Below are 13,633 nucleotides of genomic sequence, written 5' to 3'. Positions count from 1 at the left end.
TGGAGGGGCGGCCCGGGACCGGCGCCGGGAATCCGGGCCGGCGGCGCCGCGGCCCGCGTGCCGGACCGCGCCCCGCCCGTGCTCAGCGGCGGATCGTCCCCCGCAGCGGCAGGTCGCGCGAGGAGGCGCCGACGTGCACGGTGTAGCGGCCGGGCACCGTCGTCCATCGGCCGCCCCGCCAGATCTGGAACGCCCGCTCCGGGAGGCGGAAGGTGACCGTGGCCGCCTCCCCCGGCGCGAGCCGTACCTTGGCGAACCCGCGCAGCTGCCGCGGCGGCTCCCCGGCGCCCCCGGGGAACTGCAGGTAGAGCTGGGGTACGGCGACGCCGGGACGCGAGCCGGTGTTGCGCACCGTGACCCGCACCGTGCTCCCGGAGACCGACAGGCCCCGGTAGGAGAACGCGGTGTAGGACAGTCCGTGCCCGAAGGGGAACAGCGGCTCGGTCCCGGTCGCGTCGAAGTGCCGGTAGCCGACGCGCAGCCCCTCGCTGTAGACCTGCCGCAGGCCCACGCCGGGGAACTGCCTGCGCGTGCCCGCCGGGTAGTCGGAGGCGCGCCGGGCGACGGTCATCGGCAGGCGCCCGCCGGGGTCGGCGTCGCCGAACAGCACGGCGGCCAGCGCGTTGCCCAGCTCCTGGCCGCCCAGGAACGACGAGACCACGGCCTTCACCTTCCCCGCCCACGGCATGAGGACCTGAGCGGGGCTGGTGAGCACGACCACGGTGTCCGGGTTGGCCGCGGCGACGGTCTCGACCAGCTCGTCCATGTTCCCGGGCAGCCGCAGGTCCTTGCGGTCCTTCCCCTCCTCGGTGACCAGCCCCACGACGACCACGGCGACGTCGGCCTCCCGCGCGGCGTCGGCCGCGGCGCGCAGCCCGGCGGCGCCGTCGCCGTCGCCCGGCGTGTAGGTCACGGCGCCGCCGGAGCGGTCCTCGACGCCCTCGTACGGAGTGACCACGTACGGCGGGAGCACCCGGCCGGATCCGGCGGAGGTGATCCGGACGTCGTCGTGGGCGGCGGTCCCGATGACGGCGATGCTGCCGGTGTTCTTCGGCAGAGGGAGGAGACCGTCCCGGTTCTTCAGCAGCGTGGTCCCGGAGACCGCGATCTCGCGGGCCAGCGCGGTGTGCGCCGCGGTGCGGACCTCGCGGCCCGGCGAGCCGTACCGGGTCTCGAAGAGCCCGTCGGCGATCATCGGCGTGAGCACCCGGCGGGCCATGTCGTCCAGGCGGGCCCGCGGGAAGGTCCCCGCGGCCAGCCCCAGCCGGAGGTTGGCGGAGAACAGCGGGTCGTCGGGCATCGCCTGGTCGAGCCCGGCGCGCGCGGCCTTCTGCCCGCTCCGGGTGGCCAGCCAGTCGGACATGACCCAGCCGGTGAAGCCCATGGACTCCTTCAGGTCCTCGGTGAGCGTCCTGCGGTTCTCGCAGGCGTACGCGCCGTTGACCCGGTTGTAGGCGCACATGACCGCCCCGGCCCCGGCCTCGACGGCGGCCTCGAAGGGCGGGTAGTAGATCTCCCGCAGCGTGCGCTCGTCGATCCGCGCGTCGACCAGCATGCGGTCGGTCTCCTGGTTGTTGCCGACGTAGTGCTTGACGGTGGGGATGACGTGCCGGCTGCGGATGCCCCTGACCTCCTGGGCGGCCAGCGCGGAGGTGAGGTGGGGGTCCTCACCGAAGCTCTCCCAGACCCGGCCCGACTGGGGCACCCGCAGGATGTCCACGGCGGGCGCGAGGTGCACGTTGACCCCCTTGCCCCGGGCCTCCGCGCCGAGGGCGGCGCCGAACCGGCGGGCGAGCGCGGGATCCCAGGTGGCGGCGAGGGTGATGGGCGCGGGGAAGGCGGTCACGCCCTCGACGTCGCTGACGCCGTGCGGGCCGTCGTGCATGCGCAGCTCCGGGATCCCGAGCCGGGGCACGGCCTTCACCCTGCCGCGCGGCATCAGCGCCAGGCCGTGGCCGCGCACCATGTTCAGCTTCTCGTCCGTCGTCATCTCGCCGAGCAGCAGGTCGACCCGCTCGGCGACGGACCTGGTCCCGTCGAGCCAGGGCCGCTCGGCCGCGACCGCCCCCGTCTCCGCGTTCACTCCGGCGGTCGCGGCACCGGTCGCGGGGAGCAGGACCGCCAGGAGGACGGCGGTCCCGGCGGCGGAACGTCGGAGGTTCGGCACGGTCGCCCCCTGATGGCGTCGCGGCGGTCGGAGAGCCGATCATGGTCCTCTCCGCCGCCCGCGATCTATGGCCTCCCGCCACAACGGGACCGCCGCGATGTGGCCCGCCCTACGAGAAACCTCCGGCGTCCGGTTTCCGGCACGGCATTTCTGGGAGAACCCGATGGACCGGAAAACACCGCCCCTCGGGGCCCGGACGAAGGAGCGACCGTGGCGTCATGGGCCGACCGCACGATCTGGTGGCACGTGTACCCGCTCGGGTTCACCGGTGCCGAGGCCGTCGCGCTCCCCGCCTCCGAGCCGGTACGGCACCGCCTGCGGCACCTGGAGAACTGGCTGGACTACGCCGTCGGGCTGGGCTGCTCCGGCCTGCAGCTGGGCCCGGTCTTCGACTCGGAGACCCACGGCTACGACACGGTCGACCACTTCCGGATCGACCCCCGGCTCGGCGACGACGCCGACTTCGACCGGCTGGCCGCCGCCGCCCGCGACCGGGGCCTGCACCTGCTCCTGGACGGGGTGTTCAACCATGTCGGCCGGGGCTTCCCGGCCTTCCGGCGGGCGGAGGCCGACCCGCGCGCCGCGGCCTGGTTCCGCCGCTCCCCCGGCGGGGCGGACCACGACGTCTTCGAGGGCCACCGGCACCTCGTCGCCCTCGACCACGACGAGCCCGCCGTACTCGACCACGTCGTGCGCGTCATGGACCACTGGCTCGGCCGGGGCGCCTCCGGCTGGCGGCTCGACGCCGCCTACGCGGTGCCGCCGGGCTTCTGGCGGCGGGCCCTGGAACGGGTCCGGCCGCGCCATCCCGGCGCCTGGTTCGCCGGGGAGGTGCTCCACGGCGACTACGCCGCCTACGTCGCGGAGAGCGGGCTGGACTCGGTCACCCAGTACGAGCTGTGGAAGGCCCTCTGGAGCTCCCTCAACGACAGCAACCTCTACGAGCTGGCCTGGGCGCTGGAGCGGCACAACGGGTTCCTGGAGACCTTCACCCCGCTGACCTTCGCCGGCAACCACGACGTGACCCGGCTGGCCAGCCGCCTGACCGACGCCCGCCACCTCGGCCACGCGCTGGCCGTGCTGTTCACCGTGGGCGGCGTGCCCAGCGTCTACTACGGCGACGAGCAGGGTCTCCGCGGTGTCAAGGAGGACCGGGCCGGCGGGGACGACGCGGTCCGCCCGGCCTTCCCCGCCTCCCCGGACGGGCTCTCCCCCGCAGGCGAGCCCGTCCACCGGCTGCACCGGCGGCTGATCGCGCTGCGCCGCCGCCACCCGTGGCTGGCCGGGGCGCGCACCGCCGTGCCGTACCTGGACAACCGGGCCGCCGCGCTGGCCTCCACCGATCCGGGCCACTCCGGCCACGGGCTGCTCACCCTGCTCAACATCGGTGACCGGCCCTGGCGCCTCCCGGTGGAGGACCTCCCGGCGGGGACCGGAGACCTGGTCACGCTGGAGTCATCCGCGGAACCTCCCGCAGACCCGTGTCTCGTCCCCGCCCACGGCTGGACGATCCTGGGCGCTCGCTGACCCCCGGCTCCCGGGCGCGGCTCGCCGCACTCGCCCACTGCGTAGGGTGTCGTGCATGCAGTGGCGAGCGGTCACGGGACAGGTCTCGGCGGTGTGGCTGGCCGGTTCGATCTGCGGTCACGTCGTGCCCACCATGGCGGTGCTCGCGTTGTGGACGGGCAGCGGGGCGGGGGCCGCCGGCGTCGCCCTGCTGATGCTCCTGGGAGTGCTCATCACGTACGGGATCGGCTCGCTGACCCCGGCGGGATCCCCCCTGACGGGGAGCAGGGGCCGACGTGTCACCTGGGCGGTCCTGGTCTACGGCGGCGGCCAGGCGCTGTGGCTTGCAGGCGCCTTCATCGCCGCCGAGGCCGACCTGTCGCTCGGCCTGGGCAGCCCCGCCGCGACGGCCCTGGGCGGCCTGCCGTTCGCGCTGGTCTCGGCCTTCCTGGCCGGCCGCCGGACGGCGGTCGGCGCGCTGGCGGTGACGGTCGGCCTGTCCGTATGGAGCGCGTACCTGATCGGCCAGGAGGACACCCGTGAGGAGATCGCCTCCCGGCCCGGGATCGACCGGCCGCTCATGTACGTCACGGCCACACCGCCGGGATACCGGACGACCCGCGACTTCCCCGGCACCTCGATCTTCTTCACCCCGGTCGACCAGCGGGTGGTCACGGTGTGGCAGGACCACGACATCACCGTCTCGGTACGGCGGGAGACCGCGGAAGGCTGCCCGCAGGGACCACTCGCAGTGACCTTCGGCCAGGACGAGAAGCCGGAGTGCGCGGCGGAGCGCCCGGACCTGTGGTACGTGACCGGCCGCATCCCGGAGCCCGAGTGGGGATGCCCCTGCGGGCTGCACCAGTACGTGCGCCGGGACGGGGAGGTGCTCATCCGGGTCGGCGGCTCGGACGCGGTCGACCGTACACTCCTGCGGCAGATCATCCTGAATGCCCGTCCTGCGACCGATGCCGAGATCGAGACACTGTTCACCACCATGCCGGGGTGAACGGCCCCGCGGAGGCAGAGCGTGTACCGGCACTTCTCCGCACAGCGGCGTCACGGGTATTTGTACGAGGACCGGCGCACGGCCGGAGGCGATGCTGAGGGGGTTCGACGGCGAGCGGCCGTCACCCGAACCGACCACCGAGGTCCGCCATGTGCCAGCACGAACCCCCCTGTCCCCCGGCGTACGCGTCCGACCGCGAGGCCGCGCGCCCCGTCGCCTTCCGCCCCGAGCAGGGCTGGAGCCTGCTCTGCAACGGCGTCGTGCTGTTCGACGACACCGGCGAGCTCCTCCCCGACGGCCGCGCCGTCCCCCCGCACCGCCCGCCCCTGCCCCGCACCTCCCCCGCCCGTCGCCCCGTGCTCGCCCGTGCGGCCTGACCGGTCCCGTACCGGTCGCCCCGTTCCGCCGGTCCGCCCGGACGGAGGCGGCACGCGTCGCGGCCGGGAACCGGTCAGGAGGCGCGGGTGAACTCCGCGATCCAGTTCGTCTCCCAGGTCGCGCCGCCGTCGGCGGAGAACTCCTGCTCCCACCGGCACGAGTCCGCGGTGATCTCCGACCAGATGTAGTTGACCTTGATGGGGACGCCGTCGTACACGTCGTCGCAGGTGAACACCCCGCGCCCGTCGTCGCCGAAGCGGCCGACCACCGGCGGCAGCGAGATACCGGTCCTGCTGCTCACCCAGTACAGCGACCACATGCCGGTCGCCTCGTCGTACAGCCGCAGCGTCACGCCGCCGAAGCCCTGCGTCGGGAACGCGACCTCGTCGATGTTGCCGACGCCGTCCATGATGCTCCAGCACCTGGTGACGCCCGGGAACTCGTACCAGTCGTCGCTGCCGGCGAGCGCCTTGCGCAGCCGCCGCTGGCGGGAGGTCCAGTCACCGACGAAGAAGCCGAAGTCGTTGTCCATGGCACGACGCTAGCCGCCGGTCCCTGACACCTCCCGTCAGTGACCGCCGGCGGAACCCGGCGGACGGCGCCGGCCCGGATGCCGCCGCGGCGCCGGAGGGCGCGGGGACCGGCCGGCCGTCACCGGTAGGGATCGGTTATCTCACGCAGGCGGGTGAGGGCGCGGCGGAGGCAGGCGGCGTCCCGCCTGCCGAGGTGCCGCACCCATTCGGCCTCGACCTCCGCCTCGGCGACCACGGCGACCTCGACGGCCGCCCGGCCCCGGGCGGCGATCCGCACCAGCCTGGCCCGGGCGTCGGTCGGGTCCGGCACCCGCTCCACGTAGCCGGCCCGTTCGAGCTGGTCCACGAGGAAGGTGACCGTCTGCTTGCTGATCCGGGCCTGCTCGGCGAGGTCGGAGATCCTCGTGCCGTCAGGGCCGATCCGCTGGAAGACCCTGCTCTGCGCGAGCGTGATGTCGTCGAACCCGGCCGCGGCCACGGCGCCCATGACGCGGGCCTCCATCTGGCGGTGGGGGAAGAAGCAGAGCAGGCCGAGGTTCGGCTCGCTCCGGCGCGGATCCTCGCTCATCCCAGCCCTCTTGATGATAGACAGATTATCGAACTAATATAGTTCCATAATCGTACTAGATCGGATGCCGGGCCGGTACGGCCGCCGCAGACGGCCACGACAGGAGGCCGAGATGGACCGCGACGAGGTGTGGAAGGCGATCGACCAGGAGAGGTCCGGTCTCGCGGACCTCTTCGACGGCCTGTCCGAGGAGGAGTGGGAGGCTCCGTCCCTGTGCGCCGGCTGGCGGGTGCGCGACGTCGCCGCCCACCTGACGCTCGCCCAGACGGGCGTGCTGCGGGCGGCGGGCGATCTGGTCAGGGCGCGCGGGAGCATGGACCGCATGATCCGCGACACCGCCGTGCGGCGGGCCGGGCTGCCGGTGGAGCGCTACGGCGCCCTGCTCCGGGGCATGGCGGGCTCCCGCAGGAAGGCACCCGGCGTGAGCCGCCTCGAACCGCTCATCGACGCCCTCGTGCACGGGCAGGACATCGCGATCCCCCTCGGCCGCGACCGGCCGATGCCCGTCGCGGCGGCGGCCGCCGCCGCGACGCGCGTCTGGACGATGAAGTGGCCCCTGCAGATGAAGTGGCCCCTGCAGATGTGGCGGATGCCCGACGGGTTCGAGCTCACCGCCACCGACTGCTCCTGGTCGGTGGGGCGCGGCGCGCGGGTCGAGGGTCCCGTGGGGGCGATCCTGCTGGCGCTGACCGGCCGCACGGCCGCCCTGCCGCAGCTGTCCGGCCCGGGTGCGGACGGACTGCGGGCCCGCCTGTCATCCGCCTCCGGCCCGAGGTGACACCCCGCCGCTCGCGTATCCGGACCTGAGCCCTGCGGCAGTCCAGGACGGCCCGCCGGTCCTGGGCGGTCCTGGCCTGCGACGCCCCGGCGGCGTGCGGGAGGTGCAGGCGCCCGCCGACCGAAGTGCTGGGACTCCCACCTACCGGCCGACCGGGGGATGCCCACCTCCCGGGTGGGGCGTGCCCGCCGGACGGCGGCGCCCGCAGCCGTGGGCTGCACGGCGTGGTCAGACGACGGACCGTCACCACGCCACCGGCAGGGCGACGGTGAAGACGGTGCCGCCGCCGTCACGGGGGGCGGCGGTGATGGTGCCGCCGTGCGCGGTGACGATCGCCCGGGTGATGGCCAGACCCAGCCCGGTTCCCTTGACTCCGGCGTCTTTGGCGTTGGAGGCGCGGAAGAACCGGGAGAACAGGTGCTCGTACTGCTCGGGCGGGATGCCGATGCCGGTGTCGGCGAAAGTGAGTACGGCCATCTCGCATCGGACCTTCCCCTGGCCCTGCCTGTTGTCGACGGATCCCGCGGTGACGGTGACGGCTCCCTTGTCGGGGGTGTACTTGATCGCATTCGACAGCAGGTTGTCCAGCACCTGCCGCAGCCGCAGCGGATCGGCTCTCAGGGGCAGCCGCTCCGGCAGTTCGGCGGTGAGGGTGAGGTGTCTGGCCTGGGCGGCGGGCCGGTGGTCCTCCACCGCCTGGCGTGCCAGGTGGGCCAGATCGACCGGCCGCGAGTCGATGGCCAACTGCCCGGTGTCCAGCCGGGCCAGATCCAGCAGGTCGTCGACCAGGCGCTGCAGCTGGGTGCTTTTGCGGTCGATGACATCGGCGAAAGTGCGCTGGGCCTCGGTCAGGTCCGGGTCGTCGGCGAGCATCTCGGCGTAACCGCCGATGGCGCCGATCGGGTTGCGCAGCTCGTGGGTGACCATCGCCATCAGCTCGTCCTTCATCCGGTCCATCTCGCGTAGCCGCCGCACCTGCTGTTGCTGCTGGGCCAGCAGCTGATCGCGCTGTTCGGCCAGCCGGTGGCGTTCGGTCACATCGGTGGAGATACCGTCGATGAACAGATGCTCGCCGTCGCGGCGCGGGGTGGAGCGGATCCAGATCCACCGGGTGACATCGTCCAGGCCGCGGACGCGGCATTCGATCTCGGCGCGCTCTCCGCGGCGCAGCGCCCGGGTGAAGGCGGCATAGGCGGCCTGGTCGTCGGGGTGGACCTGGCGGGTCAGGACCTCGGCCAGGTCGGCCCCCTCGGGCAGCGGGCGGCCGAACAGGGGGGCGGCGTTCTGGCTCTGGTACACCGAGTGGGTCGAGCCGTCAGGGGTGACTTCGGCGGTCCACACGTTGTCGTTGATCTGGGTGATGATCTGGTCGAAGTGGCGGCGGCTGGTGGCCAGCGCCACGGTGAGCTCCTCGGCGCGGCGGCGTTCCAGATACCGGCTGACGTGGGCGCAGATGCCGTCCAGCAGGCCGGTCAGGTCGTCCTCTGCCGGCTGGACGGTGTCGGTGAAGAAGGTCAGCACGCCCAGGATCTGGCGGCCGCTGCGCACCGGCAGGCCGATCGCGGCCCGCAGGCCGGCCTGCAGCGCCTGCTGTTTGCCGACGATGGCGCGCGGGTCGCTGCGCAGGTCGCAGATCCACACCTCACGGCCACCGGCCCAGGTGGCGCCGGCCACACCCTCGCCGGGGCGCATCCTGGCCGGCCGGCCAGGAAGGCCGACAGGTCCCGGTGCGGCGCCGTCCAGGAGCCGACCCGGGCGATCGCCGCCTGGTCGGGGGTGACCTGCCAGTACTCGCCGCAGCTCCAGCCCAGTGCCTCGGTGACCGCGGCGACCACGGCGACGGCGGCCTGCTCGGCGGAGGCGGCCTCGGCCAGTACCTGGGACACCGCGTGCTGGGCGGCGGTCAGGACGCCGGCCCGGTGCGCCTCGGTGATGTCGTCCAGAACCACCAGGGCGCCCAGGCGGTGCCCGTCCGGAGTGTCGATCGGCCGGCCGGTGACGGCGAAGCAACGCGGGCGCCGGCCGGGCGGGCGCACGACCACCTGCTCGGCGTCGATGCGTTCGCCGGCCAGCGCCCGCGCCAGCGGCACCTGCTCCGCTTCCAGCGGGGTGCGCCCGTCGGCGGCGTACAGGTGAAAGGCCTTGGCGATGTCCCGGATGTGCAGGCCGGGGATGTGCGGGCGGGACTGGCGCATCGGCTGGTTGAACACCACCACGTTGCCCTCGGCGTCGCAGGCCACCACCCCCGACGCCAGGCTGTCGAGCAGGGTGGACAGGAACATCTGCTGCCGCTCCGGCGGCATGCCGACTACGGGGCCTGCGCCCGGCTCCCCCATCGGTGCCTGCGGTCCCGGCGGATCCGACGGCCGGTCTTCATCCTGCTCTGACTGTGCGCCCACGACGTTCCTCCCCCCGGCATCACCAGCACTCTTCTCGTCCCCCCGTCCCAGACCGGCAACCACCTGGTTTCCGGGATGTAGGCATCCAGGTCCTGGGTGAAGCGCCGCAGGGCGTCCTTCTTCTGCGATGCCGCGAACGTGCGGCGGGCACTCCGGAAGATCACCGAGGACGCGAAGATCGGAACGGGCTGGCTGCCCCGCGAACTGCGGCACTCGTTCGTCTCGATCATGAGCGGCCAGGGCGTGCCCCTGGAGATCATCGCCGATCTCGTCGGGCACGCGGGCACCAGCGTCACCGAGGCTGTGTACCGGCAGCAACTCCGACCGGTGATCACCAAGAGTGCCCACACCATGGACACCGTCTTCGGCGACAGTCGGCGGGCCGAGTCGGAGTGAGACGGCTCCCCGACTGGCTCCCATCGACATCCAGGAAAACAGAAGAGCCCGCCGGTTGTGTCAACCGGCAGGCTCTGACCTGCGTCTCATCTGTGTGGGCGATACTGGGATCGAACCAGTGACCTCTTCGGTGTGAAGCAGACATGCCGATCATGGGATTAGGCGTTTTAGCTGTTCAGCCCCACGTCGGTGTGCACCACTGTGCGTGACCAGACTTCGCTGGGCACCCCGGATGTCACTCACTTTGTCACTCCGATCCGCGATTGGACTCGAACCAGAATCTCGCTGTTTTGATCAGTTCGTGTAGTGACAACCCGGCGATAACCCAACATTTCCAGCTGACCCAATAGCAGATAGAGTACAATACATATACCCAAGGAGAGTTATGGCTCAAAAAACTCCAAGAAACAGGCCCAAGAAACCGACTCCACCACTAATGTCGATTTCTTTTTCCAAGTCCGGCTCCTTAAGTAGAGCAGAAGAAACCCTTCCAGAGATCACAGAAGACATCGAGCTAGTTGTTGTTGAAAAATTCAAGGTCGGCCTTCTCGATATTGGCGGTCCGACTCTTGGAGCGCTTGAGCGCGGCGATCGGTGGCCTGACGTAGAGACGACAATTGGGGGTAGTCAGCTTGGAATTGAGCTCGCAGAGGTAATAGATAGGAAGCTCGCAAAGCAGGTAGAGACTCAGCGATGGTACGCAGCCGAAGTCCGCAAGGCACTTGGGAAGGACGTTGAACGACTGCAAGGTTTCGTAGTTCAACTCGATGACTACCACCAGAATCCACCCTATCCACGTCCTCACTCCGTGGCGGCCATCGACCTCGTGGCCAATATCGCAGAGCACGTTCGCGAGGTCATTAACGATGTACAGAGTTTGCCGCTAACATCATTGGCCCGAACTTATACATGGCAAGATGCACCCACTGAACCCCGTATAGGCGCAAGCTTCTCCAGGGGTTTATGGCCCACAGAGCAACCGGGACCACGAATCTTCTTCTCTCACTCTTTTCCTATTCCGGAAGACAAGTGGAGGAAGCAGCTATGGACAACAATCGAGAATAAACTCAAGAAGCGCTACACAAAATACAATGGCGAACTATGGCTTCTAACGTACAGCCTGATAGGCATAGTTGACGACCTTCAAATAGGATACGCACGCGAACAACTTACATCGGCTTCCTGGATGCCGTTTGACAAAATTATGTGGGCGTATCCTTATCCAGAAACAGACTATGCACATGTTGAGCAGATCTTTCCTGCTTCCGCATAGTCAAAAAGGCTCAGCGCTTCTCGGGAGAGAACGGTTCATATACTCAGGATCAACTCGTAGAGTCCGGCCAGCGCAGGAACGCGTCTTCTGCAGAGGGCAGGCTGCTGCGATCGATGCGTGGGCTTCACGAACTGTGGAGGCCATGGACAAGGTCGAAGCTTGTCAGTGTCGAGCTACCAGGTGTGCGAGGTTTAGGTAAGAGTGAAGGCCCCGGCTTAGCGCCAGGGCCTTCGAAGGCCATCACCCTAATGAGCACGAGATCCGTTTCAAATGGGCTCATGCATCTGACTACAAAGCGTGCGAGGTAGTGGGGTTCCTAGCTCGCCACGCAGCTTGGATGACCTTACTGTAATTCCGTCTCCCTGGGCTCGCCTATGGTCGTTTCTAGGTTGGGGCGAGACGGGTCAGGCACCTCGTAGCATTCAATTTCTAGTGAAAGGTTCTTCCCCATGGCCAGGCTGATGCGTTTTACCCGATGCTCTGTCTTGGTGCGAAGGATCTTCGCAACCCCCCAAGAGCAGACGACCGGGATCAGCACCAGAATGACCGCGAGGATGATTGGGAGCACATCACCAAGGGTGATGCCTCCCACCTTCCTAGACCTCGGACTCTCTCCGTGTCATGTCTTGGTAGACGATCAGGTCTGCGAAATGGTTCCAGCCTCGCTACGCCAGTACTGCCCTTGATCCACAGCTTCTTCTGGCCTGCCCGTCTGCCGTCGTCCCACCCGCAGGGATAGCGGGCCAGCCGCGGGGCTGCCCGGCCGCGCGCCCGGGTCACGTCCGCGATGGAACGAAGGCGGCCCCGCGGCTGGTCTGCTAGGGCTTGCCCTGGGACGACGGCAGGCAGGCAGGCTCCCACCGCAACCACTCCACCACCGCACGCTGTGATCTTGGCCTACCCGGAGCCGGAGGCCCCCGCCGGAGGCATGTAGTAAGGCCAGCCTCGTGACTGCGCGCGCCTGCGCTGATGAGCTCAGCCCCGTGACCCGAGGGTGCGCTTCCCCGGCCTCGCGGCCCTGTCCTCTCGTCCGCGCCTGCCGACCGGCGCTGTGCGGGCCGGTCGCAGAGCCCCAGCGGCGTGAGCCGGCCCGCGCCGAGTCGGCGGCGCGTGCGGCCCGGTCAGGGCCGCTTTAAGTTTGAGAAGAAAGTTCTCACACAGGCTAGACGGCCTCTCCGAGACTCTTGAGACAGGACGAGAACGCTTTACCAAGGTGATCGAGAGCTGCTCGCCCTTTCTCGGCCGTGGCGAGCGAGGGACGGCCTATCACACCTGATTCGGTGTATGCCTCCATGCCAAGAGTGAGAAGGTCCTGCCGATCGTCGGCTGTGTGATCGGCGGCTGCATATCCATCCTTCACAAGTTCCGGGTGCGTGGCCAATAGGATGGAAACTTCGAGCTCACCGGCATGCATGTCCTCATGTCCGTCGGTCTCCATCATTGCGGCAGCTCGGGCGTTGTTCCAGTCGGCACCTGTGGGGAAGAGTGCCATGCATCGTTCGACGACAGTGGCTTCCTGAACGATGTTGGACAGTACGTAATTACCACCGTGCGCGTTGACCAGGACAAGCTTGGAAATTCCTGACCGGCGAAGCGACTCTTGAATATCACCGATAACCGCGTAGAGAGTTCTCGCGGAAATGCTGACCGTCCCCGCCCAAGCCTTGTGCTCATGGGAGCAGGAGATGGTTAGGGGCGGTAGATGACGCACCGGATAGAGCTCTGATATCTCCCGGGCGATAATCGATGCTATTGCAGCATCCGTAATCAAGGGTAGATACGGGCCGTGCTGCTCGAAGCTGCCTATGGGCAGGATGGCCACACGTGCGTTGCGTGCCCGCTCATCCTCGGTTGTGAAGGTAGGCAGCAAATGAGCCACAAGGTCCCCTCCCTGTGTATCTCCACCGTTTAGGCGGCATGTTGCACGAGCTGGAGCAACTGCTCTTGCAAGTCTTGCACGCTGGGTAGCCTTCCGGCAGGTGCCAAGTGATCACAGAGAGCACCGAGCTGGGCTCGTATGCGCGCCGAACCAGTCTGCTGGGCGATGGTCAGCGCTTCGGCTCCGATCTGAACAGCGCGTTCGATCTCACCTTGGGCAGCGGAAGCGGTAGCGAGTCGGGCGAGACAGAGCCCCTTGTCCCGCGTCTGGGTAGCACTCGGCCACTTCGTCAGACTCTGCTCGAACACTGCCACAGCGACGTCCGGCTTCTTGAGGAGCACCCATGACATCCCTGCCTCCATCTCGACATACGACGGAGTGCAGTAAGCCGCGTTGTCAGGCTCCAGCTGGGTGATGCCCCGTGCCGCCTGTTGAATCGCCTCATCCACAGCGGATTCAAACTCCCGTGGCTCATTGAGCAGTGCGTGGGCGTTGGCGATCTGGCGAAGCGACACCGCACGAAGCCGTGGTGTCAGCGTGGAAGCCATGTTGAGCGCTGCGTTGGCGAGCCCCAAGCCTTGTCCGGGGTGGCCGGCCTCGGTGGCGATGTTGCTCTTCCGCATGAGGATGTAGGCGATCCGGGCCGGATCAGCCTCGGCTATTCAGCCTGAGAATGCGCTTCAAGATCGATAAATGAAGAAGGTGCGCCCGATCTGCAAGGATGTGAGTGTCTAGATCAAATCCACA

The 13,633-nt window shown here is 69.0% G+C and carries 12 protein-coding genes and 1 pseudogene; 6 read left to right on the top strand and 7 right to left on the bottom strand.

Annotation, left to right across the window (positions count from 1 at the left end; all coding sequences use genetic code 11):
* Window positions 1-82: 82 nt before the first annotated feature.
* Entirely contained in the window at window positions 83-2,167 is a 2,085-nt protein-coding gene (locus FHS22_RS28510; RefSeq protein ID WP_184946659.1) for a beta-glucosidase, read from the bottom strand.
* Between the two features lie 210 nt (window positions 2,168-2,377).
* Between FHS22_RS28510 and FHS22_RS28505 the strand changes: the two genes are divergently transcribed.
* The 3 genes from FHS22_RS28505 (at window position 2,378) to FHS22_RS28495 (ending at window position 5,059) form a co-directional block, all read left to right on the top strand.
* Window positions 2,378-3,694, top strand: a complete 1,317-nt coding sequence (locus FHS22_RS28505) for an alpha-amylase family protein (protein ID WP_184946657.1) — start codon at window positions 2,378-2,380, stop codon at window positions 3,692-3,694.
* 55 nt (window positions 3,695-3,749) lie between these two features.
* Entirely contained in the window at window positions 3,750-4,682 is a 933-nt protein-coding gene (locus tag FHS22_RS28500; protein ID WP_184946655.1) for a hypothetical protein, read from the top strand.
* 149 nt (window positions 4,683-4,831) lie between these two features.
* Window positions 4,832-5,059, top strand: coding sequence for a DUF5999 family protein (locus FHS22_RS28495; protein WP_184946653.1), 228 nt, complete (start codon window positions 4,832-4,834; stop codon window positions 5,057-5,059).
* Window positions 5,060-5,133: 74 nt separating this feature from the next.
* Here FHS22_RS28495 and FHS22_RS28490 read toward each other — a convergent pair whose 3' ends face one another.
* Together FHS22_RS28490 and FHS22_RS28485 are read right to left on the bottom strand one after the other, a co-directional pair.
* Complete coding sequence (locus tag FHS22_RS28490; RefSeq protein WP_184946651.1) at window positions 5,134-5,592, bottom strand: hypothetical protein; 459 nt, start codon at window positions 5,590-5,592, stop codon at window positions 5,134-5,136.
* 119 nt (window positions 5,593-5,711) lie between these two features.
* Window positions 5,712-6,161 (bottom strand): MarR family winged helix-turn-helix transcriptional regulator, encoded by a 450-nt coding sequence (locus tag FHS22_RS28485; RefSeq protein WP_184946649.1) that lies wholly within the window; start codon window positions 6,159-6,161, stop codon window positions 5,712-5,714.
* 112 nt (window positions 6,162-6,273) lie between these two features.
* Between FHS22_RS28485 and FHS22_RS28480 the strand changes: the two genes are divergently transcribed.
* On the top strand, window positions 6,274-6,939 hold the full coding sequence (locus FHS22_RS28480) for a maleylpyruvate isomerase family mycothiol-dependent enzyme (RefSeq protein WP_184946647.1): 666 nt from the start codon (window positions 6,274-6,276) through the stop codon (window positions 6,937-6,939).
* A 243-nt stretch (window positions 6,940-7,182) separates the two neighbouring features.
* Here the strand turns inward: FHS22_RS28480 and FHS22_RS28475 are convergent, their stop codons facing one another.
* Window positions 7,183-8,631 (bottom strand): sensor histidine kinase, encoded by a 1,449-nt coding sequence (locus FHS22_RS28475; protein WP_184946645.1) that lies wholly within the window; start codon window positions 8,629-8,631, stop codon window positions 7,183-7,185.
* A 236-nt stretch (window positions 8,632-8,867) separates the two neighbouring features.
* Window positions 8,868-9,221 (bottom strand): annotated as a pseudogene (locus FHS22_RS38485) (PAS domain-containing protein); the annotation flags it as partial.
* A 213-nt stretch (window positions 9,222-9,434) separates the two neighbouring features.
* Between FHS22_RS38485 and FHS22_RS28470 the strand changes: the two are divergent.
* Both FHS22_RS28470 and FHS22_RS28465 read left to right on the top strand, forming a co-directional pair.
* A complete protein-coding gene (locus FHS22_RS28470) occupies window positions 9,435-9,734 on the top strand; it encodes a tyrosine-type recombinase/integrase (RefSeq protein WP_184946643.1) in 300 nt (99 codons plus the stop codon).
* Window positions 9,735-10,119: 385 nt separating this feature from the next.
* A complete protein-coding gene (locus FHS22_RS28465; RefSeq protein WP_184946641.1) occupies window positions 10,120-11,007 on the top strand; it encodes a hypothetical protein in 888 nt (295 codons plus the stop codon).
* A 1,162-nt stretch (window positions 11,008-12,169) separates the two neighbouring features.
* Here FHS22_RS28465 and FHS22_RS28460 read toward each other — a convergent pair.
* Both FHS22_RS28460 and FHS22_RS28455 read right to left on the bottom strand, forming a co-directional pair.
* The gene (locus tag FHS22_RS28460; protein WP_184946639.1) at window positions 12,170-12,886 is read right to left on the bottom strand and encodes a creatininase family protein; all 717 of its coding nucleotides are present in this window, start codon (window positions 12,884-12,886) and stop codon (window positions 12,170-12,172) included.
* A gap of 29 nt (window positions 12,887-12,915) precedes the next feature.
* Window positions 12,916-13,509, bottom strand: a complete 594-nt coding sequence (locus tag FHS22_RS28455) for an NsdA family TPR-like regulatory protein (RefSeq protein ID WP_184946637.1) — start codon at window positions 13,507-13,509, stop codon at window positions 12,916-12,918.
* Window positions 13,510-13,633 lie beyond the last annotated feature (124 nt).

Origin of the sequence: Thiemannella venezuelensis, from assembly GCF_014203605.1 — a bacterium.
Lineage (GTDB): Bacteria > Actinomycetota > Actinomycetes > Streptosporangiales > Streptosporangiaceae > Planomonospora_A > Planomonospora_A venezuelensis.
Note: the sequence above shows the minus strand (reverse complement) of the source record. Positions and strands in the feature narration are given on the sequence as shown.